The organism is Paraniabella aurantiaca (assembly GCF_050309965.1).
Taxonomy (GTDB): Bacteria; Bacteroidota; Bacteroidia; order Chitinophagales; family Chitinophagaceae; genus Niabella.
This window is the reverse complement of record NZ_JBLOSY010000002.1, coordinates 729,722-754,854: the sequence shown is the minus strand read 5'-3', so window position 1 is coordinate 754,854 and position 25,133 is coordinate 729,722. Positions and strand designations below refer to the sequence as shown.

18 protein-coding genes are annotated in these 25,133 nt (G+C 45.0%); 6 read left to right on the top strand and 12 right to left on the bottom strand.

All coding sequences use genetic code 11. From position 1 onward, the window contains the following. Positions 1 to 45: 45 nt before the first annotated feature. Together ACLOAU_RS17675 and ACLOAU_RS17670 are read right to left on the bottom strand one after the other, a co-directional pair. Positions 46 to 2,535, bottom strand: coding sequence for a carboxylesterase family protein (locus ACLOAU_RS17675; RefSeq protein WP_427863232.1), 2,490 nt, complete (start codon positions 2,533 to 2,535; stop codon positions 46 to 48). Between the two features lie 170 nt (positions 2,536 to 2,705). Then, positions 2,706 to 4,964 carry an ATP-binding cassette domain-containing protein gene (locus tag ACLOAU_RS17670; protein WP_427863231.1) on the bottom strand — a complete coding sequence of 753 codons (2,259 nt, stop codon included), beginning with the start codon at positions 4,962 to 4,964 and terminating at the stop codon, positions 2,706 to 2,708. A gap of 188 nt (positions 4,965 to 5,152) precedes the next feature. On the opposite strand from ACLOAU_RS17670, the gene ACLOAU_RS17665 reads away from it, so the two are divergent. The 4 genes from ACLOAU_RS17665 (at position 5,153) to ACLOAU_RS17650 (ending at position 10,486) form a co-directional block, all read left to right on the top strand. Next, the gene (locus tag ACLOAU_RS17665) at positions 5,153 to 6,610 is read left to right on the top strand and encodes a rhomboid family intramembrane serine protease (RefSeq protein WP_427863230.1); all 1,458 of its coding nucleotides are present in this window, start codon (positions 5,153 to 5,155) and stop codon (positions 6,608 to 6,610) included. Between the two features lie 263 nt (positions 6,611 to 6,873). Continuing rightward, a complete protein-coding gene (locus tag ACLOAU_RS17660) occupies positions 6,874 to 8,301 on the top strand; it encodes a glycoside hydrolase family 95 protein (RefSeq protein WP_427863229.1) in 1,428 nt (475 codons plus the stop codon). Between the two features lie 14 nt (positions 8,302 to 8,315). Continuing rightward, the gene (locus ACLOAU_RS17655; RefSeq protein ID WP_427864301.1) at positions 8,316 to 9,107 is read left to right on the top strand and encodes a glycosyl hydrolase family 95 catalytic domain-containing protein; all 792 of its coding nucleotides are present in this window, start codon (positions 8,316 to 8,318) and stop codon (positions 9,105 to 9,107) included. Positions 9,108 to 9,358: 251 nt separating this feature from the next. Further along, positions 9,359 to 10,486: a hypothetical protein gene (locus ACLOAU_RS17650; RefSeq protein ID WP_427863228.1), complete on the top strand. Its 1,128-nt coding sequence runs from the start codon at positions 9,359 to 9,361 to the stop codon at positions 10,484 to 10,486. Between the two features lie 142 nt (positions 10,487 to 10,628). Here ACLOAU_RS17650 and ACLOAU_RS17645 read toward each other — a convergent pair whose 3' ends face one another. The 3 genes from ACLOAU_RS17645 to ACLOAU_RS17635 all read right to left on the bottom strand — a co-directional run bounded on the left by ACLOAU_RS17645 (position 10,629) and on the right by ACLOAU_RS17635 (position 13,370). Beyond that, positions 10,629 to 11,765, bottom strand: coding sequence for a YncE family protein (locus ACLOAU_RS17645; protein WP_427863227.1), 1,137 nt, complete (start codon positions 11,763 to 11,765; stop codon positions 10,629 to 10,631). Between the two features lie 241 nt (positions 11,766 to 12,006). Then, on the bottom strand, positions 12,007 to 12,576 hold the full coding sequence (locus ACLOAU_RS17640) for a hypothetical protein (protein ID WP_427863226.1): 570 nt from the start codon (positions 12,574 to 12,576) through the stop codon (positions 12,007 to 12,009). A 5-nt stretch (positions 12,577 to 12,581) separates the two neighbouring features. Continuing rightward, positions 12,582 to 13,370, bottom strand: a complete 789-nt coding sequence (locus ACLOAU_RS17635) for an alpha/beta hydrolase (RefSeq protein ID WP_427863225.1) — start codon at positions 13,368 to 13,370, stop codon at positions 12,582 to 12,584. 90 nt (positions 13,371 to 13,460) lie between these two features. Between ACLOAU_RS17635 and ACLOAU_RS17630 the strand changes: the two genes are divergently transcribed. After that, positions 13,461 to 13,613 (top strand): hypothetical protein, encoded by a 153-nt coding sequence (locus ACLOAU_RS17630; protein ID WP_427863224.1) that lies wholly within the window; start codon positions 13,461 to 13,463, stop codon positions 13,611 to 13,613. A 53-nt stretch (positions 13,614 to 13,666) separates the two neighbouring features. On the opposite strand, the gene ACLOAU_RS17625 is transcribed toward ACLOAU_RS17630, so the two are convergent. The 4 genes from ACLOAU_RS17625 to ACLOAU_RS17610 all read right to left on the bottom strand — a co-directional run bounded on the left by ACLOAU_RS17625 (position 13,667) and on the right by ACLOAU_RS17610 (position 17,126). Next, entirely contained in the window at positions 13,667 to 14,818 is a 1,152-nt protein-coding gene (locus ACLOAU_RS17625) for a helix-turn-helix domain-containing protein (protein WP_427863223.1), read from the bottom strand. Between the two features lie 68 nt (positions 14,819 to 14,886). Next, positions 14,887 to 15,540 (bottom strand): dioxygenase family protein, encoded by a 654-nt coding sequence (locus ACLOAU_RS17620; RefSeq protein ID WP_427863222.1) that lies wholly within the window; start codon positions 15,538 to 15,540, stop codon positions 14,887 to 14,889. Between the two features lie 70 nt (positions 15,541 to 15,610). Beyond that, complete coding sequence (locus ACLOAU_RS17615; RefSeq protein ID WP_427863221.1) at positions 15,611 to 16,462, bottom strand: LytTR family DNA-binding domain-containing protein; 852 nt, start codon at positions 16,460 to 16,462, stop codon at positions 15,611 to 15,613. A gap of 211 nt (positions 16,463 to 16,673) precedes the next feature. After that, entirely contained in the window at positions 16,674 to 17,126 is a 453-nt protein-coding gene (locus ACLOAU_RS17610) for a hypothetical protein (protein ID WP_427863220.1), read from the bottom strand. Positions 17,127 to 17,493: 367 nt separating this feature from the next. Between ACLOAU_RS17610 and ACLOAU_RS17605 the strand changes: the two genes are divergently transcribed. After that, entirely contained in the window at positions 17,494 to 19,113 is a 1,620-nt protein-coding gene (locus ACLOAU_RS17605; protein ID WP_427863219.1) for an FG-GAP repeat protein, read from the top strand. Between the two features lie 291 nt (positions 19,114 to 19,404). Here the strand turns inward: ACLOAU_RS17605 and ACLOAU_RS17600 are convergent, their stop codons facing one another. From ACLOAU_RS17600 to ACLOAU_RS17590, 3 genes are all read right to left on the bottom strand, one after another. Beyond that, entirely contained in the window at positions 19,405 to 20,592 is a 1,188-nt protein-coding gene (locus ACLOAU_RS17600; protein WP_427863218.1) for a PepSY-associated TM helix domain-containing protein, read from the bottom strand. After that, entirely contained in the window at positions 20,573 to 22,924 is a 2,352-nt protein-coding gene (locus ACLOAU_RS17595; protein WP_427863217.1) for a TonB-dependent siderophore receptor, read from the bottom strand. The genes ACLOAU_RS17600 and ACLOAU_RS17595 overlap by 20 nt, the downstream gene beginning before the upstream one ends. Before the next feature lie 181 nt (positions 22,925 to 23,105). Next, positions 23,106 to 25,046, bottom strand: coding sequence for an FG-GAP-like repeat-containing protein (locus ACLOAU_RS17590; protein WP_427863216.1), 1,941 nt, complete (start codon positions 25,044 to 25,046; stop codon positions 23,106 to 23,108). Positions 25,047 to 25,133: the final 87 nt, after the last annotated feature.

Below are 25,133 nucleotides of genomic sequence, written 5' to 3'. Positions count from 1 at the left end.
GGAGGTGATCCCCCGTAAGCATGCAGCTACAAAAACCTGTAACAGCTAGTCAGCCGCTCCGGCCATTTCCTCTTTGCTTAAGCGCCAGGAATTATCGAAGAAGCCTGCCAGCTTAACTCCCGCAGCACCATCCTTCAGCATCTGATCAGAGAATATCATAAAATCGGGAAACCCGCTGCCACCGGCAAAATACTGGTTGGCATAAGCTGCTTTCATTCCTTTTACACCGGTGCCGGCAATAACGCCTACCAATAATGCAGTATCTTTTTGAGGCCATACAAAATAAGTGGCCAGGTTATCGCCCGTCCATTTTTTGTCCCCGGTGCTTAACTGGTTTCTTTTAACCTGTAGGGGGCTTTCGCTTAATAGTATTTTCCAGGCGCTGTTATTATCGGCATTGCCGTAAATAATAATATTTCTTCCCGCATAACGGGCGGGCTTGTATTCGGTATCGTTAACAATATCTACGGCACCATTGCCCCTGTAGTACCAGCTCTCTGCATCATAAATTGCTTTATCGCGGTTGGCCTGGGTTTCAGCAGCAGTGCCGCGGGTACCCACCACAAAAACCATCCGCTTGTTAAAAGCTTCTTTAAAAGTGCCATACCGAAGCGGGTTTTTACCGGCTGCTGCAGGTGGCTTAGTAAATGCCCATCCTGAATGGGTTTTACTGAGGTACAGGCGGTCGTCAAAAGATAAGGTGGTGTATGACAAGGTTGGTGTACTGTCTAGCCGGATGTTGATCGTAGTGCCGGGTTGGAAGTCATCCAGGGACAGTTTCAATAAAGCCACATTTTGGGTATTGCCTGAAATGATTGCTGCGGGCCGGTTGCGGCGCAATTGTATCCTGCTATACTGCAGGGGATGCAGTTGCTGGTAAATGGTAGCCCAGCGATAGCTGGCCGAAATGCCCGGGCTGCTGGTGGTAAAGTCTATCGTGTTGGTTAAAGAATCGGGCAGGCGCCGGTGCCATTTGAAATAGTCGAACATCGGCGGCCAGTCCACGCTCTGATCGCCAAACCAATGTTCTCCACCCGGGTATTCATAATAACTGAAGTCTTTATGAAACCCGGCTAACACTTCCCGCATTTGTCGCGCATAAGTTACCGGTACCACCCGGTCGCTGTCGCCATGTAATATATAAACACCCAGTGGCTGGTAGTTGGCGGCCAGTTTGGGCACATCGCTCTGGTTGCCCGAACGAAGTAATAGACGCTCCACTTCACTGCGCGCGCTGTCAGGTATACGGCCATCTGCCGAACCATAATCTTTTAAAGAAGCATAGCCTGCTGCCGGGCCTATCGCGGCCCATTTGTCAGGATAAGTAGCACCCAGAAACCAGGTACCATGGCCACCCATAGAGTGACCTGTAAGATAGATCCTCGACGGATCGGGTTTAAAATTATCTTTGGTAATTTGCAATACTTCCATGGCATCCAGGCGTCCCCAGTCTTCCCAGTTAAAGCCACGCGGGCGCCGGTTGGTAGCCGCCACCAGGTTGCCCCAGTCTTTAGGTTGATAAGCTCTTGCCTGGCCTATCGCTTCCACACCCGCGCCATGTACCGAAAGAAAAAGCGCCTGAGATTCTTTATTACCCTGAACCTGCGGGGTAACTGCATAATACTGCAGGCTGCCATCTATACCGCTTACAAATGTGGCGCTGTAATGCTCACCAGGTAATACAGCTTCTAATGTAATAGAAGCGCTATGCACCGTTTGGTTCCCCTGCTTCAATACCAGCTTACAATCATATTTTCCCTTCTGGTTGATAGCCGATCCATCTACTTCGAAAAATATCTTGCGGGTGGCAAGGCCTGGTATAGCCGCAACAGCGCTCGTTAAAGCCTTACCCTGTATCGTAGCTGTTACAGAAAGATCTGCAGCAGCGCCTGCGCTGGCATTGCTCACCACCAGTGCTACTTTCAACCGGCTGTTATTTTTATTAAGAACGATATGCGGTGCAGTAATATCATCGGTATGTAAATGGAAGGCTTGATGTACCGGTATCAGCTCGGGCAACACATTGGCTCCCCTGATATAGATTTCATTCAGCCCCTTTTTTAGTAGCACCGGGATATGCATATAACCGGCGCTGTACGGATCGCCCATATGTGGGGCTCCATTGATGTACAAACCGGCGCTGCCCTGTATGCGTAGCAGCACGGCCTGCTGCCGGGGAGCATCGTAGGTGATATATAAGTAATCAGCTCCACGGTCTACCGCACCCGGGTTTAGAAAAGGATTATTACTACGTTGAAAATTGCGGCGGCTGAACACGCGAAACCGGCCGCTTTCATCGGCTGTAACAGGTCGCCATATGATAGAATCGCCATTGCCAGTCTTATCAAACAGGTTACCGGCCCCGGGCTGTAATTGTCCATTGAATAATTGGTAGCTGAGCAGATCCGTATAAATAGCTTCCCTGCCATACCTGCTGCCCGACTGTACCGCCAACGCTTTGTCGAAACGTATGGTATCCTGCGCAGTCAGCGTTTGCGCCAGTAACAATAATGCCAGTATCCCTCTTGCTTTCATGAATTGTGTTTTGTTGATCAATGCTATAAAGTTAGGCCAATCAACATGCTAAAGACAAAGCCTGCCCAAACTTTAAAAAGTAAACGATGCCGGATCAGATACACATTGGTGTTGATGATGTACCAGCCTGCTGCCGATTGAATCTTTCAAGTGTAATGGAAGCCTGGTCGTCACATCACCCTATTCAAATGTTTATTCAAATACAGGGCTGTTGCTGAATGCGGCTGCTGCAATAAGTCCGCCACTGTACCGCTGAATACCAGCTCACCGCCTTGCCTGCCGGCGCCGGGACCTATATCAATGACCCAGTCAGCCTGCGCTATGATATCCAGGTTATGTTCAATCACCACCAGCGAGTTGCCCTGGTGTACCAGCCGGTTCAATAAGATCATTAATTTCTGTGTATCTGAGGGATGCAGTCCTGTGCTGGGCTCATCCAATACCAGCAGGCTACGGGCGTTTCCCAGTTCACTGCTCAATTTCAGGCGTTGTCGCTCGCCTCCAGAAAAATCGCTGAGTCGTTCTCCCAGGGTCATATAATCCATACCCAACTCTATCAGTATATCCAGCCCGGAAACAAAATTGGCTTCTGCAAAAAAAGTTCGCGCCCCGGCAACGGTTAACTGCAATACTTCCGCTATATTTTTACCGTCGTAAGTATAGGCCAGTACTTCCGGTTTAAAGCCGCTGCCTCCGCACACTTCACAGGGGGCTTCTATATCGTCCATAAAAGCAAGGTCAATTGTTGCAATGCCCTGTCCCTTGCAGTTAGGGCAGGCGCCTTCGCTGTTGCTGCTGAAGAGTGCTGCATTTACTTTATTAGCGCGTGCAAACAATTGCCTTACCTTATCGGCCAGGCCCAGGTAGGTAAGCAGGTTAGAGCGTATACTGCCACGAAGTGGCGACTGATCAATAATCTTTACCTGCGGATATTGTTGAGGTAGTACCTTGCTCATTAAGGTACTTTTACCAGAGCCGGCTACACCGGTTACTACTGTCAACACCTGCTGTGGAATGGCCACCGAAATATTTTTCAGGTTGTGGAGGTTCGCTTTTTTTAATTGATACCAGCCTGCCGGCCGCCGGGGTTGCCGGTTAATGCTACGTGGTGCCGCAAAATAAACACCTGTCTTGCCTTTAGAACTGGCCAGCTCTTTAAAGTTGCCCTGGTAAACAATATCACCACCCTGTGCTCCCGAGCCCGGCCCCATGTCTATAATATGGTCGGCTATTTTTACCAGGTCGGGATCATGCTCTACAATCAATACTGTATTTTCTTTAGCCTTAATGCCCTGGATAATAGTACCCAGATTATCCAGGTCTTGGGGATGCAGACCGATGCTCGGTTCATCGAAAATGTACAATAAGTTTTCAAGGCTATTGCCCAGGTGTTTCACCATTTTAATACGTTGCGATTCTCCACCTGATAGGCTGTTGGTAGCCCGGTTTAAAGTAAGATACTGTAGACCGATGGTAACCATATTCTGCAGTTTTTTTAAAAGCTCCTGCAGCACGGTGTCGTAGGCCGGTGCCTTTATGCGCTGTATAAAAGTATGCAGCTCGTCAATTGGCATTGCGGCACAATCGGCAATATTGCGGTCTTTGATCCGGCAGGATAAGATCGTTTCATTCAATCTTTGTCCCTTGCAGGACGGGCAGGTAGTGGTGGTAACGATGGATGCCAGCGCTTGCTGGCGCAGCTTCAGTTCTTTGGAATCTTTTTTCAGGAAGTCGCGTTGCAGGCGAGGGAGTAACCCCTGGTATTGCATCGTCTTTCCCCAGCCCGGAGCAGGGTGAAGTGGTTTATGTGTTTCGGCATGCAATAACAGGTCCCATTCTTCCGGTGTATAATCCCGGAGTTTTTTATCGTTGTCGAAATAACCCGATAAAGTATAGCGGAGCCAGCGATAACCACCGGGCTGAAAAGTAGGAAACTGAATAGCACCCTTATTGAGTGAACGGGTTGTATCAATGAGTGCTTCGGTATTGATAGCGCTTACAAAGCCTAAACCTTCGCAGGATGTACACATGCCCTGGGGATGATTAAATGAAAATACATTGGAATAGCCCACAAAGGGTTGCCCCAGGCGCGAAAAAAGCAGCCTCAAAGACGCATAAATATCAGTAGCAGTACCTACGGTAGAACGGGCATTGCCGCCCAGCCTTTTTTGATCGATGATCACCGGTACATTCAGGTGCGCTATATGGTCTACGTCGGCTACTCCCAGGTGCTGCAGGCGGTTGCGTACAAAACTGCTTTGGGTTTCATTGATCTGCCTTTGTGCTTCGGCGCCGATGGTTTCAAATACCAGCGATGACTTGCCCGAGCCTGAGACGCCTGTAAATACGGTAACCTGGTTTTTAGGAATTTGTAATGATAAGTTTCTCAGATTGTTTTGACGGGCTCCTTTAATTTTTATATACTTCATGGGGTTAGAGGTTATGGTCAATCGAGGTTAACAGGCAAATATCGCACCAGTGGTACTGCTATTCATGCCCGGTCTTTGCAGGCTACTCCAAATCATCTTATATTTACATACTGCAATTGGCATCGGGATAAAAGAAAAGCTAACCCTGTACAACTGCAAATTCGGCAACCCAATCAAACTATTTCATAATGATGACAGAATCGATTCCACCTTACACAGAAGAGCGGGTGCTCGGAATATTAACCAAAGATCAATTTCTTTCCCTGGCCCGGGAGGCAGCCAACCGTTCGGGATTAACAATAGGTTATACAGATGCTAACGGTTTTACAAGCTATACCAATAATGGCGCTTTTTCGTGGAATGGCGAGTTAAGCGTAAAAGTATCAGGCGAAGTGGCGCAGGTTAGTAGCAGCTCCACTGCTTACGAAGCCGCCCATCCGGGTAAAAATAAGGAGCTGGTTCTGGCATTCCTGGCGCAACTGGATGCGCAGCCCCACAGCGATACGGGTGAGGTGCAGCGCCCGGGCGCACAGGTAACGGGAGAGGAGGATGAAGTGGCTTCGCATGAAGCTCCGGCAAAATCGCAGTCCCTGAAAAATTTGCTGTCCCTATTTGTGCCGGTGCCCGGTTTCTTTGTCACGCCTATACTTATCAACCTGAATATACTGGTGTTTATAGCCATGGTGGCTACTGGCGTACATGTGCTGACGCCTGACGGTGAAAGCCTGGTGCGTTGGGGTGCCAATTTTAAACCTGTTACGCTGGAAGGCCAATGGTGGCGTTTATTGACCAACTGCTTTCTTCATATAGGTATACTACACCTGCTGCTGAATATGTATGCGTTGGTTTACATAGGGCAGTTGCTGGAGCCCTACCTGGGCAAGGCCCGGTTTTTAACTGCCTATCTGCTGGCAGGTATTGCTGCCAGTGTTACCAGCCTTTGGTGGCATGATCTTACCATTAGCGCGGGCGCCTCGGGTGCTATATTTGGTATGTACGGTGTGTTTTTGGCCATGCTTACCAGCGACCTTATAGAGCGGGAAGCCCGAAAATCTTTATTAGCCAGTATCAGCATTTTTGTAGGTTACAATCTCCTGTATGGTTTAAAAGGTGGCATCGATAACGCCGCCCATATTGGTGGATTGGTAAGCGGGTTTATTATTGGATACGGATTCTTACCCGGTTTGCGGGATCCGGAAGAGTCGCCATCGCCATGGAAGGCAATTGCATTGACGAGCCTGGTCGTTTTAGGTGTTTCTTTTGGCGTGTATAAAAATTTGCCTAACGACCTGGTTATTTATGAAAAAGGCATCAAAGAATTTACCGATACGGAAGCCTTCGCCCTGTCTGTTTTCAAACTGCCGGAGGATACGCCCAAGAAAGAAAAGCTTTTTTCGCTCCGGGATGAGGGGCTTAACTACTGGAACCAGAATCTGGCGCTTGTAAAAAGCTTTGAGCAGTTAAAATTGCCCGAACACCTGGTTAAAAGAAATGGTTTATTAAAAGAGTACTGCGAGTTAAGAATAAAGAGCTTTGAGTTGATGTACCGGGCTGTAGCCGAAGAGTCTCCGCGCTTTGATGAAGAAATAGCATCCGTTAATCAAAAGATTGAAGCAGTTATTGAGAAGCTGGGGGATGAAGGGTAGGAGATGGATGCCTGATATAAGATACCTGATACTGGATGCCGGATGAAACCTTTTGCAGTAAAGATGAGTTTTTGAAATGATCCACTATTCATATTTATCAGTTGACAGATGACTGTTGACAGATGATAGTCGTATTTCGTACCGCGTACATCGTAGATCCAGCATCGTACATCCAGTATCATACATCATCCTTCCTCTATTCACCTATAATCCTTATTTTGCAGCTGGCCGATAGCCTCACACTACGGCTGTAAAAATGCAATATGAAGAAAGTTTGGATGATGGCTTGCCTGATAATGATTGCCCGCTTGTTAAGTGCACAAGCAAATGTACAAACCCTTACTATATGGGATAATCGCCCTGCTACCGACTGGATGACACAGGCCTATCCCATTGGCAATGGAAGCCTCGGTGCGATGGTGTTTGGTGGCGTAGGCCGTGAGCGCCTGCAGTTCAATGAAAGCAGTTTATGGACAGGAGATGAACAGGAAACCGGTGCCTACCAGGCTTTTGGTGACGTATGGATCAGCTTCGATGATTCAGCAACGGCTTTTACCCATTATAAACGGGAACTGGATCTGAATACGGCGCTTGCCAAAGTAAGCTATGAAAAAAGCGGAACCCGTTTTACGCGTACCTATTGGGCTAGTCACCCGCAACAGGTAATAGCAGTGAATTTTACGGCGGGTAAAAAAGGAGCTTATTCCGGCGAGATCCGCCTTACCAATATGCACCAGGCTGCGGTTTCTGCTTCAGGCAAAGGCTTGCAGGTTGCCGGGGTATTAAATAACGGTCTGAAATATGCAGCAGGCTTGCAGATAAAGCATACCGGAGGGACTGTTCAAATCCTGCAAAAAGATGGTGTTCCAGTGATTCGTATCAATAAAGCCGATGGATTTACTTTAGTGCTGGCTGCAGCTACCAATTATAGTAACCAGCGTAGTTTGGGATGGAGAGGCGCTGATCCTTTACCGGTTATTCAAAAAAGGCTGTATCAGGCTGCTTCCGAAACGGTGAGCCGTTTGCAACAGGCACATATAAAGGACTATCAAAGCTGGTTTAACAGGGCTTCTTTACAATTGGGCACGGCTACAAAAGCTGGCGATGGCCAGCCCACCCGGGAAAGGCTATTGCAATATAAAGCAGGGGTAGATGCCGGGTTGGAAACCCTCCTGTTTCAATACGGCCGCTACCTGCTCATCAGCTCTTCACGTTTAGGCGGTTTACCTGCCAACCTGCAGGGTATCTGGAATGATAGTAATAATCCACCCTGGCGTTCAGACTATCATTCCAATATTAATGTACAAATGAATTACTGGCTGGCTTTGCCTGCCAACCTCCCCGAGATGCACCAGCCTTACCTGGATTATATCAACAGCATGAGAGCGGTTAAAAAAGACAATACGCAAAAACAATATCCGGGTGTAAGGGGTTGGACGGTGAAAACGGAGAACAATATTTTTGGCGGAGAGAGCTTTTTGTGGAATACGCCCGGCAGCGCCTGGTATGCACAGGCTTTGTGGGAGCATTATGCATTTTTACAGGATACTAATTATCTGCGTCAGTTTGCTTACCCCGTTTTAAAGGAGATCACCGAGTTCTGGGATGATCATTTGAAACGCAGGCCCGATGGTACTGTTGTGGCGCCTAAGGCTGGTCGCCCGAACATGGTCCACACGAAGATGGTGTAAGCCATGATCAGCAAATCGTTTATGACCTGTTTACTAATTATACGGAAGCAACAGCTGTGTTGAAAATCGATACAGCATACGCACGTCATATCAGCGAATTGAGAAGCCGCTTGCTGGCACCTAAAATAGGAAAGTGGGGACAGCTGCAGGAATGGGAAACAGACAGGGATGATCCGAAGGACCAGCACCGGCATGTATCGCAATTATTTGGTTTGCACCCGGGTCGGCAGTTTACTGTTACCCATACGCCCGGTTTGATAGCCGCTGCTAAAAAAAGTTTAACAGCCCGTGGTGATGCCTCTACCGGCTGGTCAATGGCCTGGAAAATGAACTTCTGGGCCCGCCTGCAGGATGGGGATCATGCTTATAAGATCCTCAATAATTTTATACGCCTGGCAGGTTCGGGAAATGTAAACTATGATAATGGAGGCGGTGTATATGAGAACCTGCTTTGTGCGCATCCGCCGTTCCAGATTGATGGTAACCTGGGTTATACCGCTGGTGTTGCGGAAATGCTGCTGCAAAGCCATGCCGGCGAATTACAGGTATTGCCCGCACTGCCTGCCGCGTGGCGCGATGGTACCGTAAAAGGATTAAGAGCCCGTGGTGGATTTGAGATAGTAGAGCTAAGCTGGAAACAGGGGCATATCACTAAACTCGTGTTGCGTTCCGAATCGGGAAAGCCATTGAACCTGTTGTTGCCTGATCAGCTGAAAGGAGATTTACCTTTGCGCCGCGAAGCCAATGGTTACCGCGCTACTGCAGCTACCCGGGCGGGACAGGTGTTTAGATGGGGAAATAGTTGAGCAGTGACTAGTGAATAGTGACTAGTGTGGAAATGGCAATTGAATGTAAGCAATAAGATTTGTGATTTACGAACTATCATCTATCTAGCATCTTGTATCTAGCATCTATCATCTAATATCCGTCAACAGTCCTCTGTCCTCTGTCAACTAAACTCTCTCTCAACGAATTGAAACAGGTCTTTAGCGAATCATAAATCACGCGATTGGCATTTGATGGCTAAGCTTATATTTGAAGGTTTAAACAGAACCTTATGCGTTTTACGGTAACCGTGCAGGATCCTTTTGAACAACAGGAGCGAACCACAACTTGTCTTGGTGATGAAGCCTGGCAGCTATTTAAACAGGTAGATTGGGAGCAATTGGAGAAAGCAGTATATGAGCGGCTGGATGATGTAGTACATCATTTCTACTTCTACGAGATAAGTCAGGACTCCTATGATGATAAACGAACCTTAACGATTAGTCCGGGTTTTGAGCGGCAGGGCGATATGCCTTCAGCCAAACGTATTTACATGGTTCGATACGAATACCCGCACCCTGCAAAACCGGGAGAGTACCTTGACTATAAATACCAGCAAAGTGATTACGCCTTTGCACAGGAAGCTGTAAAAGCTTTTGTGCAGGGGGACCGGAAGTTTTTTACAGATCAGTTTGAAACACCGCGTAACAAAAGCCTTAGCAGGGGAAAGCTATTCAAAAAACTATTTCGCGCGTTTCTGGTATTACTGGTAGCCCTATTATTGTTTATCCAGTTTGTTATTGGCTGGAGACATGTACCTGAGCACCTGGCCTCCCTGAGGATGTGGTTATTTCCCAATTCATTTGAGAATGCGGAAGCAGATGGGGCAAATATTGAAGCTACCGTTGCTACAGCGGCTGAAGCGGCAGCAGGCATAACCGATATGGCAGAGGCTGCGCCCCGGGTGTTATTGGATACCGTCATGTGGAAGGCAGCCATAGAACGTGGAGATTTTATACCCGATAATGTAAAAGAAGATTATGAACGTGCCCGCCGTTTTAATTACGGCAAATTACAACCGGCCAACCAACAGCCTTCCAGCGAAGAAGCACAGGATGCTATTTTACATTATTATAAAGAAAAAGTGGGAAAACTGCTGAAAGAGCATCATGCTTACATCCGCATTGGTAAAGCTTATGACGCCCCTTTACAGCCGGATGGAACTAATGGTGGTGAAATAGCACGTGTAACGGCTATGGTATGTGCCTTTAATAAACAGGGCGATAACCTTGGCAATATTCAAATGCCATTAGATATTGCTTACGACTTTGTACAGTATGCCGGTGATCCTGGCGTTTGGTACCTGGCCGACCTGAGCCAGACGATTCCTTATGATTATGTATTGATGAAGGGGAGGTAGGTGAGTTGACGGATGATAGTTGATAGTTGATAGATCATGGTTCATAGATGATAAGTATCGCCACTATACCTATGCCTTCGATATGATGCTCTTTCCAAACTACTATATTACCCTTCTGGCATTTTCTATGGGGAACTGCTTGTTAATAGTTAAAAAGAAGCGCAACAGGAAGAATGCTATTAGTGGTGGCAAAGTCCAGTAGTTTTTTTCCATCTTTATCAAAAATGTAAACCTGGCCTGCACTATTACCGTCTTTCATATCTATTATATAAACATCTCCCGTCTTTTCGTTGGTATAGAGGTATCTGGGGTAGGTTAGTTTGGTACCATCAGTTATAAAATTATCTTTTACCAATGCCAGTGTTGTTCGATCGTAAACAGGTATTTTACCATCGTGAAAAGGATCGGAGTTTTGACCCGAGATAGCCAGGATATTGTTGGTGCCATAAAGAACCATCGTCCTGATTCTCGTATTAGTCCGTTTAACAACGGTTAAAGTGGTTGCATCAATTTTATGTAAAAAAGGTCCATCGTAGGGATTAATACCTCCTCCTGTGTATAAATAAACAAAGCCCTCGTTGTCCTTCAGCATGAACTGCGGAGCAACCCCAAAATTGATATTTTTTTCGATGGTTCCTGTATTCATATCCATTACGAGCAGAGATGTATCGGGACTGAGAAGACCAGATGGTCTTTTGTTAGACACAAAAAGCTTGTTGTTTTGTACTATGATATCGCTGGCCCATTGGGGAATAGCAAATGATTTAACAAGTTTTAAAGTACTGGTATCCACAACATGTACAAAATACCCGTCGCCCGCTACATACAACAGATTCTTATCAGCTACAGCTTTTTTGGGCCATACATGAGATGATTGATAAGGTACCCCGGACGCTATTTCCGCCAGCATTTTACCGCTGCCTTTATCAAGGGCCATAATTTTAGATGCATCATAACTTAGAAATACATAGCATTTTTCACCATATTGAAGACCGCCGTAACAAGTGCCCGAAAGTTTTGCATCAGGGTTTTTATCCTTAAAGTAATCTTCCGTATATTGATTTTTACGAAAGTCGTAGTAACCCACTTTAGAAACACCCAGATAAAATGCCCCGGTAGATAACACATAAACACCGCTATCTTTTTCCACCGCAACAGGACCAGGCGGTGGGGGTGGAGGAGGTCCAACTGGTTTTTCAGGCGTCTTTTTGTCTTTCGAACAACTGGTAACCAGTGTAATCGACACAACTAAAAATAGATTTAATAATAATTTTGCCATAGGTTAACTTAATTATATTTTTAGACAAGCAAGTTCAAAAGTAATAAATTTTCCCATTACAATAGTAGGCACTTAAAGCCATTTTGGGTACTTGCGTCATCTACTTGCCCGCATACCCCGGAATATTCAAACCCGGTACTATATTATTGTTACCTGCAAATTTGCCTGCAACGTAACACGTATCATTACTTGAGTCATATAAGCTCGATAATTCAAAAAATCAATTGTTCTATTCCTGCAATTATTTCTTTTTTAGCGAAATAGACGTGCCTAATTCAATATAGGCTATATTATCCAATGTTCCCATAGGATAATACTGAATGGGATGCAAGGGAAGATAGACCCGTGCGTAAGGCTTAAATCTTTTTTTACCAAGAGCAACCTCGTACAGTAAGCCATACTCAGGCAGGGTGTTCCGGGTAACGGTAGTTATTTCATCCAGCTGCGGGTTCTTCAGCGTTTCGCTAAAAGCAATACGTTTGATACCTCCCAGTAGGCTCAGGGTATGCCGGCTATTCTTGTTTTTACTATATAAAGAGTAGCCTATTCCAAAATTTTGTACTAAAGAATAATTGTAGTTGGTTTGCACATATCGTTGTTTTCTGTGATTAGCCGGCAAAAAACTAAGCATGGAGTACGAAGCCACCGACCACCGGTTGGCAACCGGGTAATTGATCACTACAGAAACAGTAGGCTTCACATTGAGTATTGCCATTCCCACTGCGGGTTTTATTTCAAAAGGGTTACTTTTTTGGGAATAGGTATCGGTTGCTGATAACAGCAGCATGAGCAGCGGTAAAACGGATCGCATAAAATTTATAGTTGTTGAAAGTAAAATGTAAGAGCTTTAGGAATGGTACTATTTTTTGAACCCATATGGTCAAGCCCACGGGCTATATAGAACTGGTGCTTGTAGTGTGGATAATAATCACCGAGCGTTTTTTGAAACAATGCAATCGGAGGTTGCATTACTTCCTGTTCCAGTTCTCCAACAGCCAGGAAAAAGCTTCCGCTGCCGGCTGTATTTTCACTACGCTGTTCTTTTTCATTGATTAATACTACCTGGTCGCCAACCCAAAGCGATGGGCTTAGCGCCATATAATGCCCGAACAGTTCGTTATGGTTAACAAAACAGTGAGCTGCGAACAAGCCGCCCGCCGAGTGACCAATGATCCCGCGATGAGCACGGTCTACAGCCACGGGGTAATCTTTTTCTATTTTCGAAACCAGCTCTTCTTCAATAAACCTGGCAAATGCATCCGCACCACCTTTACCACCCCGTAAGGGTACCGGCGCATAATCGTGTACACGGTCATGTCCCCATCCGATACCAATTAACAGTACACCCTCCTTCTGCTGCACCACTGCCTGTTTATCGCATTCCGATGCTACAAAATCCAGGTCCCATTCAGGATCGAGTACATACAGGGTTGCATATTTTTTTTGTGACGAATAGTTTTTGGGCAGCACCACCTTTATCTCATAGGTCCCGTTGTTGATAGAGGAGCTGATGGTGAAAGTTTGCACCCGTTCAGTTTCAATGCTGTTCTTTTTACAGGCAGCAAAGAGCAACCAACTACAAATAAAAAGCGATAAAGATTTCATATTGATTATTTAGATGATATTATACTGTGACCGGGGAATTACAACAAGGATCGCAATAGCATCATTGCGTAACGCAAAAATGGGTAGTGCATGGCAATCCAGCGCCCCACAGGGCCTTGTGGCACCTTTTTTATGGGCATTTTATCACTGCGGCAACAAAATGGGGTGATGTTGGACCAATTGTTACAGTTGAACGGGGACGCAACCGGTATAGCAGGCGACGGAGGTATTAACTTTATTTAATTTGAAAAGAATCAACCGGCCCCATGAAGACTTAATGATACTTCGGGAAGCTATCAGGTATTTGTTTTCAGATAACCGGATGGCGATTTTCCGGTAAACTTTCGAAAGTTGCGGTTAAAAGAGGATTTGGAATTAAAGCCGCAATCAAAAGCAATGGATAATAAAGTGTACCCCTTATTTCCAGGATCTGCAGCTTGCTTTATAAATGCAGCTACCCTCAGCGAGTTAATATAATCGTAAAAGCTCTGGTTAAACCGGGAGTTAATTACTTGTGACAAAGCAGCTTCCGATACCTGTAAAGCGCCTGCTAAATCATCAAGGGTAAGTTCCGGATTTTTATAGAGCTGATCCCGCTCCATTATTTCCTGCAGCTGTATATGAATACGTTCGGCTTCCGCTTCAGAAAGACTAGACCAATCATATTTTGCTTTGGCGGGTGCAGGAATTATTTCTTCTGTTTCAACACCGGGCTCTGAAATGGCCGGCATTGTTGTTATATCAGCAGTAGCGACATTTTCGTTATAAGAAACCGGTGCCGCCGGCGTTCTGAAAATTTGCTTCTGCCGTACCCCGAAGTAGCCAATAAAACAGATATACAGGGAAGCGCTGAGATAAATGGTTTGCGGCGTTTGATAAAAGATAACAAACAGCCATATTATACCAATACCCGCAATAAGATAACGCAGCCAGTTAAGGCTTATATGGTCAGTAGTAGAGAATACCTGCCCTATTTTATGTTTGTATCTATATAATAATAGGCAAGAGGCTAATACATAACTGATACCCGAAATAGCAATAGCAATATTAAAACCCAGGGCTAACCAACGGTAGGGTAACATACCTGCCTCAAATAATTGCAGCTTTTGCACAGGGGTTTGCACTGAAAAAGGTAACCATACGGCTATTGCCAATACCACCGGTATAAAATGTAAAAGGCTTTTGAAATTAAATTGCAGGGGTCGGGTAAGATAAAGAATGTACAGGTACAAAAAAGGTCCGTGAACAAGGGGCAATGGCGCACCCCATCCTAAAAACAAAGGATAAGAACGGTAATTACCCGAAATCAGCCAATAAAGATCTGCCAGGTGAAGTGTGGCAAGAAACTGCCATACCATCAGTAGTTTATCAGCGATAGATTTATGCGGTTTACCAATAAAAAGCAGCAAGAGGTATATAGATATGGAGATACTGGCGAAATACAACATAAGATCAATGCATGGCGCTAAAGGTAGTTAAAATCAACAATCTTCCATGCCAACCTCACCCTATATGTCTACTTATCGGGGTACCCCGGGATATTTAAACCGAGCACTATATTATGTTCCGCCACCTGCATGCTGTTCTGTAACGATACCTGTACCACGCCGCTACCGCCCCTGTTCTCCGGCGGATATCTTTTGAAATAGGGTATCAGTAAAGGATCATCCTCAAAATTGATCTCGTCGGTGTAGTATTCATTGGGCAGGTCAGGCTCTTTAATAGATAAATGAATATGCGCTGGCAACGAATCGTCAGGGTAGGGTGCCGGCCTTATCGTATACAAGGTGTACCGCCCGTCAGCAGCGGTTTTGAGCCATCCCCTGATATAGCCATGCCGCTTTGCCTTTTCGTTCAGGTAAGGCCTATTGGCATAATAGCCCTCTTTATCCGTTTGCCAGTAATAAATGATCACGCCGGGTGCGGGTGTTGTACCATCTGCCTTTAATACTTTGCCCGAAATTTTTAGCGGTTGTCCTCCGCTGTTCCACCCTGCACTCGTATCCACTGAAACTATTTGTTTGGGTAAGTTAATGTACATCAGCTCACAGCCATCGCAGCCGCCGCCAATAACCTTTCCCGGTTGTGTGTTGGAAGGACTGACTGGTGCACTACAACTTATGGCCAGTGTGTATAACACTATGGTTGTACTCAAAACTTTTTTATTCATTGTTCCCGTTTTGAGAACAAATATGAGCAGTAAAACAGGTAGAAAGCAAATGCAATGGGGTAAGATGAGTCTATTTTAATCCAAGCTGAGGCTTTGCCAGCCATTGTTGCTTAAAATGTGAGGCATAGTTACGGCTTACCCTTAATACGGTTTGATTGGTGAGGGTTACATCATAGTCGCCGTTTTTGCGCGATTGTACCGACACAACGGTATTTATGTTAAGCAGGTAAGATTTATGGATCCTGACAAATACACCGCCATCCAGCTCACCTTCCAATCCTTTTAAAGTAGCCGAATGAAGGATTTTTTTATCAGAAAGATGGATAGTCACATAAGGTGGACTGGCAGAGAAGTAATGAATATCATTTACAGCTAAAAGTGTTTGCGCATTAGGGCCATCGGCAACGAGCAGGGTTTGCAGGAAAGCTGCCGGTAGTGCTGGTGCATTTGTAGCAATGGTTTCGATAAAAGCCTGTTGGGGTTCGGCCTGCTTTGGTAAAGCAGTTGCTGCAAAGCCATAACCATAAATAATCAGCGACTGCACCAGGTAGGTGGATAGTCCGTATTGAAAGCTCTGCCAATAGGCAAAAGTATGGCTATAAAAAACGGCAGACAGTAAACCTACCAGCGCCGGGTAGATAGCCAGGTGCAGGGCTGTAGCGAACAATGTTATGGATAATTGCTGATACCGTTTTGCAACTGTATTCATCCAACTCCGCTGCAATAATACCAATGGTACAAACAAGATCCAGTAACTGCTGAAAAGCGCCGACTCCGGCAGATAAAAAGCCGTTTGCTGGAAGAGGGTATATAAGTAATCTGCGGCAATATTGGCGGCGATAAGCAATAATACTACAGGAGTGAAAAAACGGTAGGCCGTTTGCTTTTGTTCAATAATGGGTATGATGGCAGGTTGAGTCAATGGCGATCCGATTATGATGGCATTATAAATGTACAGATTAATCGGGCTATTTTATCGTCATTTTGCAAACTTCTCTTTGTAAATCTTTGGATCGGGGCGTTGCCAGTCCGAAGTCGCCGGTTGAATCTATCCACCGAAAAATAGATTCAGGCTCAAATAAAAAAGAGGAGACAATGATCTCCTCTTCGTATATATAAAAACCGATGGTTGCTTACCGGTCGCCTCTCGTGTATTTGATAACTAACTCCGTATCACCGGTCTGGTTGGCATTGATATGGGTATAGTGAGTATTATCTTTCAAAATTATGCGATAGTAAACACCATTTATATTGCTTATTTCAGTTACGCCATGTATTTCGCTATTCTTATAATCATTTTTAACCTTGTAAAGAACATTCGAGGGAAGCTCATTCTCTTGATAATAACGAATTGTTTGCAACAACCTGCCTTTGCCGTCAATCGTTACACGCGTTTTAATACCATCTTTGTCAAAAAAAGCTTCGTAGTTATTGCCGGCGTTGCTCCAGCTTACCTCATCCACATTTTTAAAGGTAGCTGCAAAAGTTTGTTGCGCTTTTTCGGTTACAACAGGTACGATAGTCGAAGCAACGGCACTAAAGCTTACAGTTAAAAAAGCAGCTGCAGATAAGATTAAAATTTTCATTGTATTTGTTTTGTTGCCGGCCCGGATGCAGGCGGGTATTTATTATTAATTGTTTCACAAACATACAATGGGCGGGTACCTCTTGTCAATAGCAAAAGGATGAACAGCATAGGTATTACCGGTGAATAGCAGTTTTGCTGAGGCGAAAAGCATGGAACAGGATTCATCCCGGCAGATCTGAAATGCCTTGCCCGCTGTAGCCTTACATTTTTTTGGAACTGACTGAAATATGGCTTTTCTTTGCTACCCTCTAAACGACCCAACCGATGATACCTTTGTTAGCTCTAAACTGGTATGCCTGAGCAGGCTTATTATGTTTTATTCAAAACACAAACAGAATCCTCTAAAAACCTCAACCAAAATTTAAATGATGCACAAAACATTTTTCGTTGCCTGTTTCCTGACGTTGTGCGTAGGCGTACAGGCCCAATTTACCCTCAAAACATCCCTTTCGGCCAACGATAAAAGAGCTGATGCCTTCCTGGGCAGCGCAGTTAGTGTAAGCGGCAACCTGGCAGTAGCCGGCGCCAATGGCGATAATAGCTGGAGAGGCGCTGTATATGTTTATGAAAAAACAGGCGGATCCTGGGGCTTTAAGCAAAAACTACTCTCCACCGATATTGCCACGGATGATTATCTCGGTGCAAGCGTAGTTACCAACGGTACTTATATTGTTGCAGGTGCTTATGGGAAAAACGGCAATACAGGTGCCGTGTATGTATTTGGGCTTTCGGGCGGTAACTGGGTGCAACTTCAAAAGTTAACACCTGCCACCGCAGGAGAAGGCTTCGGCTTTTCCCTTGCCTTAGATGGTAGCAGGCTGATCGTTGGTGCTATTTACAATAACTCAGCTCGCGGCGCGGCCTATGTTTATAACCTGACTGGTGGCACCTGGGTGCAGCAACAGAAGATTGTACCGGCCGACGTTGCTGCAGACGACCTGTTCGGATCATCTATTGCGACGAATGGTACACAGATCGTAGTTTCTTCGGTGGGTGACGATGCAAGGCGGGGCTCCGCGTATGTGTATAGTTTTTCTGGAGGCAGCTGGATTCAGCAGCAAAAGTTGCTGGCCGGTGATGGTGTTGCAGATGACAACTTTGGCCAGTCGGTAGCGATGTCGGGCAATACTATGATCGTTGGGGCATATGGCGACGATAGTTACAGGGGCTCGGCATATGTATTCACCACAACCGGCACCACCTGGACTCAACAACAAAAAATTACTGCCACCAACCGCATTCAGAATGAAGGTTTAGGCTATAGCATGTCTATAAGTGGTAATAACTTGGCCATCAGCGGAGCGGGTGGCGATATTAATGGGGTAACAAGCCCGGGGGCGGCATATATTTTCAGTACCACAGGTTCGGCCTACACCCAGCAACAGCGTTTTTCGGGTGCAGTGAATGAATGGTTTGGAAACTCGGTAGCGCTTAGCGGAGGCAACTTATTAGTGGGTGTTTCGCTGGGTTCTGTAGGCGGTACCCCATCATCTGGTTCAATACAGGTCTACGAGTCCGCACAAGCCATGCCGGTACTATGGGGTACTGTCAACGCTGCTACTCATAACCGGCAACTGGCTGTTTCCTGGACTACGCTTTCTGAAACCAACAATGATCACTTCGAAATAGAAGCATCAATTAATGGTAAAGACTTTACCAAAATTGCAAATATCGAATCGAAGGCATCAAATGGAAACTCTTCTACCACCATTAATTATACTATTACGCAGGATATTAACGGGATAGCAGCTATTGCCGGTTGGGGTGTCCTTTCTTGCCTGGCCCTGGCAATCCCCATCCGTAATAAAAAGGTAAAAGGGCTGCTCTTGCTAATTATGTGCTCTGCAATATTATACAGCTGTTCTAAAACCAGTAACGAGCAATTGGGTGCAAGCGAGACTAAAGTTTATATCCGTATTGCACAGGTGGATAAGGATGGTACAATAACTTACAGTAAAACGGTGCTGGTAAACCGGCAACAATAAGTATTCAGCAAATGATTGAAAGCGTTACCGAATTGGTAGCGCTTTTTTATGTGCTGCAGCTGCATTAAAAAAGCCTCGCGTTGAAACGTGAGGCTTTAAACCAAAACTAACTGCTTATGAGAAAATCTTTATATAAATTTTGTTGTTGTAAGTATGTAATGAATAACGCTGGCTAAATGGAAATGTTTTTCGACAGATTTGCTTTAACGGACTTTTAACCTTTAATCCGTTAGACAAGGAATTGCTGATTATTAAATGTAAGAATTCAGTGGTAATCCAAATATACCCGGGCTAGACCAATTCCCGCTGCGGTGTTTTTTTTATGATCGTTAGCTTTGCTACGGTCTTTTTCTTCTTCTTTTTCTTTTTACCCCACCAGATGTAAAATCCTGTAACAGGAAGTGAGGCGGCTATTAAACCGGCAAAGAATACCAGGGTACGACCTGGAAATCCACCGATACCACCTGTATGAATATCATAAGTCATCCGGTTTGCTTTTTCCCCCGCGTTGGCATCTTTGTACAATCCCCAGTTTTGAGCGGTAAAACGTTCAGCGGTGTATTGGTTAAAATACAGGTTATCTGCAGGTGCATATTTACCTTCTTCAAGATACATAACAATATTAACCGAAGCACTGTCGGAATCGGGCAACCTAACCTGGTAATGTTCGATACCCGGGTAACTTTGAGTAGCCGTAAACAATATTTTGTCTAATGCAGGTTGTGTAGTGCTATGACCTGGGTTGGGGGAGACAAATTTAGGTGGAGCGGGCCTTTCCTTACCACCGCTAAATAACCAGTATTCGGCCTTCATAACACTTTCAAAACTCCAGGCCAACCCCGTTGCTATAATAAATACCAGCACCCAACTGGCATAAAAACCAAGTACCCGGTGCAGATCGTAATTCAGGCGCTTCGGAGACGCGTTTAGCTTCAAGGTGTAGCTGCTTTTACGGGAGTTTTTGTTACGCGGCCACCAAAGAATAAGCCCGGAGACAACAATGACGGTGAATATAACCATACAGGCGGCCACCACTACTTTACCTATTGGTTGCGGCAGCCATAAATACATATGCCCGCGTAGAATAAAACGGAAAAATTCAGTCTCTGTATTGCTGGTTTTTAAGACCTCGCCACTGTACGGATTCAGGTATACTGCCCAATAATAGGGCTCACTGCCTCTTTTAATAAAATGTACGGTTACTGCGCGATCTTTTGCATAATAAATAATTCTTGTGGGTTTTTTACCCGGTAATTGCTTTGCAGCGATCTCACTTAATTGAGAGACGGGCAGGTAAGGACCTCGCTCTTCTTTTACGGTAAGGTAAGGTTGTGTTAGCCTGGATAACTCTGGTTGATAGGCATAAATTGCGCCGGTTAAACCCATGATAAAAAATACCAGCCCGGATACTAAACCGAGCCAGAGGTGAAACCATCGGACAACCTTCCTGAACCTGCCTTTAGAGTTTGAACGAGACACTGGCTATAAAGTTTGATGGTTTTTGTGGGGTTCCATTATTATTCCAGTAACGCTCATTGGATAGGTTATTACCTTTCAAGGCAAAACGGTACCGCTGTGCGTCATAAAATACCGATCCGCTCAATAAAGTGTAGCCCGGAACTTTAAAGCTGTTGGCTGCATCATACCAGGAGTCTCCCACATAATTAACACCGGCACCAAAGCCCAATCCTCTTAGTTTGCTTTCAGGTATTGAATAACTCACCCAGAGATTACCAATATTTTTAGGACTAAAAACTACATTTTTACCCTGCAGCGCAGGCGAGGCATTTCGATACCTGTTCTCATTAAACCCATAACCGGCAACAATGTTCATACCCGTGATAGGATTGGCAATTACCTCCGCTTCTATACCGCGGCTGCGCTGGGTTCCGTCCTGGAAGGTAAAGCTCCTGCCGTCTATCAACTCAGTACGGGTAGAATTGGTAACGCTGATATCATACACGCTTACACTTCCGGCCAGTTTTGTGTTGAACAAATCGAATTTTACACCACCTTCTAATTGGTTACCGTATTGTGGTTTTAATACCAGGATGGTATTATCCGGCTGCGTTACCGGTGCCAGGTTTACAAACCCGTTCATATAGTTACCAAATACGGACAACTTGTTAGCAATAACCTGGTACACCAATCCAAACTTGGGTGATAAAGATGTTTGTTCATAAGCGCCCGTATACAAACCGGTTAATACATTAAATGTGCCTTTGGTGGAATAACGGTCTACTCTCAGGCTCAGCATAGCTAATAAACGATCTGTAATATTTACTACGTCCGAGGCATATATACTGGCATTTTTAGCAACCGTTGACGTGGTAGCAAAACCCTGTCTGGCTGACATCGAATCAATGGCAGGACGGCTTATACCGCGTAGTGGCCGGTTTAGATTAATCACGTCATAATTCACTGTGGCACGATATAGGTCATTGTAGTTATAGTTATAATCAATACCCGCAACCAGGCGGTTACGTACAGACCCGATCTTAAAATCGCCAATAAAATTTTGCTGAACCTCTATATTTCCAAAAGTTTCAGGCGTTTGGTTTCTTACCACACGACTAAAAGTTGAGTCAGTAGTCATATTTAAAGCAGTCCAGTAAAGACTTTTGTAATGTCCCACCGAGTACAGGTAATTGGTTTGTGATTTCCATTTATCTGAAATTTTGTATTCTACCTGCGCCTGTATATTGTTAATGCCGTTATTTACATCGATACTGTTATTAATATATGATTTTTTATAATCCAGGGGCAAGTCTTTAAAATTGCGGGCGGTGATATTAGCCAGGTTACCCAGTGCAAATGAAACAACAGTGTAGTTGCCGCGCGTTAATTCCATGTCGAGGATCAACTTCAGCCGGTCATTTACCTGGTAAGAAAAAGTAGGGGCAATGGTATAGTTTTTATTAAAGCCCTGGTCCTGGAAGCTTCCTTCCGATTGTGCCGCGGCATTGATACGGAACAAGGCTGTTTTTTCTTTATTGATTGGGGTATTGAGGTCTGCTGTTACACGTCCAAATTCAAAACTACCGGCGGCAACGCTTATCTCTCCGCCAAATTCTTCATAAGGGCGCTTGGTTACATAATTATAAACACCACCAAAAGTTACGTTCCGGTTGCTTCCAAATAAAGTCCCCGATGGGCCTTTAATAGACTCAATACGTTCGAGGATAGCAGGATTAAGCGGCACAATGGCGCTGGTGGCCATACCATTTCGCATTCCAATGGTAGTTGAAAAACCTCTCATACTCAAACCCATTGATCCACCTGCGGAGAAATTAGGTACAGATCCGGGTATATTACGATAAAGATCAGTGCGTTCAATAATCACCTGTTCCTGTATCAAAGCACGGCCCACAACATTGTAAACCTGTGGATTTTCAAGGTTCTTTAACGGCATACGTGCTACATATTCACTGGATTTATAAACAAATTTATTTTTAGAGTTGGTTACAATTACTTCCTGCAACTGGCTATTGGAAATGGAGATCCGGAAATCGGCTACTGTGGTTTGGTTAGCGGCAACCGTAACCGACTGCTTAAGGGTTTCGTAACCAACAAAAGAGGCTTCCAGTTCGTGAGCTCCCGCAGGTACTTTAGTAAGATTATAGTAACCCGCTTCGTCACTAATCACATTTCTATTGGTACCAACAAGGGTAATGGTCACATAAGGTGCCGGTTGGTTATCGCTTGTAATTACTTTTCCTTTTATAGTTCCCGATTGCGCTAAAACCGAATTACCCGTTAATAACAAAATAAAAAACACAAGTCCCTGGTTCCTAAACCCCGATAGTTTCATTAAAGTCATTTGAAGATTCCCGAAAAAAATTTTTCGAAGGTATCAAACCGCTGAAATAAGCATTTACGAAATGCGGAAATTTTAAAACTGCATTTTAGATCAGCATCAAAGGCGGATTACCGAAATGAAAAAAGCATCGCCTTTGCGGGCAATGCTTTTAATTTTTTTGAGGTACTTCCAGTTATTCCCTGGTTGCGGTAATGATTTTGCTGTAACTTTTTGAGCCATCTTTATCCACCTGGGCAATACGTATATAGATTTTGTCTTTAGTATTAACCAGGTCTTTGTTTTGCTTATTACAGCCGGTAAATGCAAATGCAATCAGTATAATTAATGATATAGAAGATGGTAATCTTTTACGCCTGGACTTCAGTTGAAGTGTACTTAGTAATAAAATCATAAAGCTGATATTCAATAAGCTGCCGGGTATATCTTTAATAAAACTATAACTAATGGCAATGGAAGAATTACCTTTTTCAGCTTTGCTGTTTATCGTTCCAATTACAGCAAACGACTCACCGTCGGTTGATGCTTCTATGTCAAAATGATCGTTGGATGACTCGGCTAAAGTAGTAAAGTCGATACTCAATACGCCGTTGTGAATGACTGCGGCTAAGTTTCCAAATGTAACCGGAAGCGCAGCTGAGGTGGTGAAGCTTAGAAAATCAGGACTGGATGCAGGCATACGTGCATTAACATCCAGGCTTCCGGGGATGATACCGAGAGCATCTGCAAGGGCTGTACGGGTAAACGTCAAATAATAAGGTGTGGTACTGGATAATGTTGCTTGCGGGTCAATGACAATAGTTGTGGTGCCTGAACCTGTAACCTGCGATCCGGTTGCAGCAATAGTTTCCAATATAGAATTATCTGAAACACGTCGGATGTGAAAAGAGCCGCTACCAGTAAAAACGGGTTTAGAGAAAACCATTGTGATATTGGTAGATCTAACAACATTAATAGCATTACGGGCAGGTGTAGAAGATATAAGGCCGGGAGGTGTACTCGTATTGATTGCATAAAAATCAGCAGCTGTGCTGGCATTCCGCCCCCATATATCCAGGTCGCCGTCTCCATCAAAATCTGCTACAGTCATGTTATTACCTGCAATGGTACCCGTAGGTGTGCCCGTTGAATAACCAGCGAAAGGATTTGGGTTGGGAGTTGAAAATGATCCCAGGTTGTTTTGCCAATAGTTGATAGCGCCTCCCGTTGCAGTCATGAAAAGAATATCCACCAGCCCGTCGCCGTTAAAGTCTGCAACCTCCACTGCACCCAAGCCTGCTGCTGTAAAGTCCATGCCGGGAGGTACAGTCCCGCTTACATAAATACCGGCATCATTACGCAGGTACACATCTGCACTTGCTGCTACACGCACCCATACGTCCGGGTCTCCGTCTCCGTCATAGTCGGCAATATCACAACTTGAATTAAAAACCGTATTGGCCGGTGAGCTGGCCGTAAAATTAACAAAAGGATTGCCAGCGGGTGTGCTAAATGACAACCCGGCATTATTCTGCAAATAGGTGATGCCGCTGCCGGCGCCTGAATTGTAAATAATATCGGGGTAACCATCTTTATTGATATCGGCCACTTTCACAGCACCTGCGCCTGCGCCGGTAAATTCCATACCTGGTATGGTTACGGATGTAAAAACACTTCCATCGTTGCGCAGGTATAAATCATTTAGAGGGCCGTTTGCTACAGGCGCCCAGAAGTCAAGGTCTCCATCTCCGTCGAAATCGGCCAGGTTGGCTGTAGTTAATATAACTCCTGCGGGTGTAGCGCTGGCGAAGTTGGCAAATGGATTTACGGCCGGCGTACTAAATGAATTACCTGCATTATTTTGCAGATAAGTAATGCCGCCGCCTGGTGCTGAATTGTAAATTATATCAGCATACCCATCACCGTTAAGATCGCCTACCTGTACCGAAGCAACTCCGCTTCCCGTAAACTCCATATTGGTTGGCAGGCCAGGGCTCGAAAAGGTTATTTGGGCTTTGGATAAAACGGGGAAGACCGCTATGATCAGGCACAGTGAAAAAAATGATTTTAAGTTGTTGGGTACCTGTTTGGCGGTTCTAAAATGAATAGGTAAAACAACCCGTTTTGTTGTTTGCATATGTTTAGGTTTGAGGGTGACTACAAGGAGCCATTGAGGTGCTTCCCGAAAGTCGGTTTAAAATTATGGGCCTAATTGTTAGCTAAA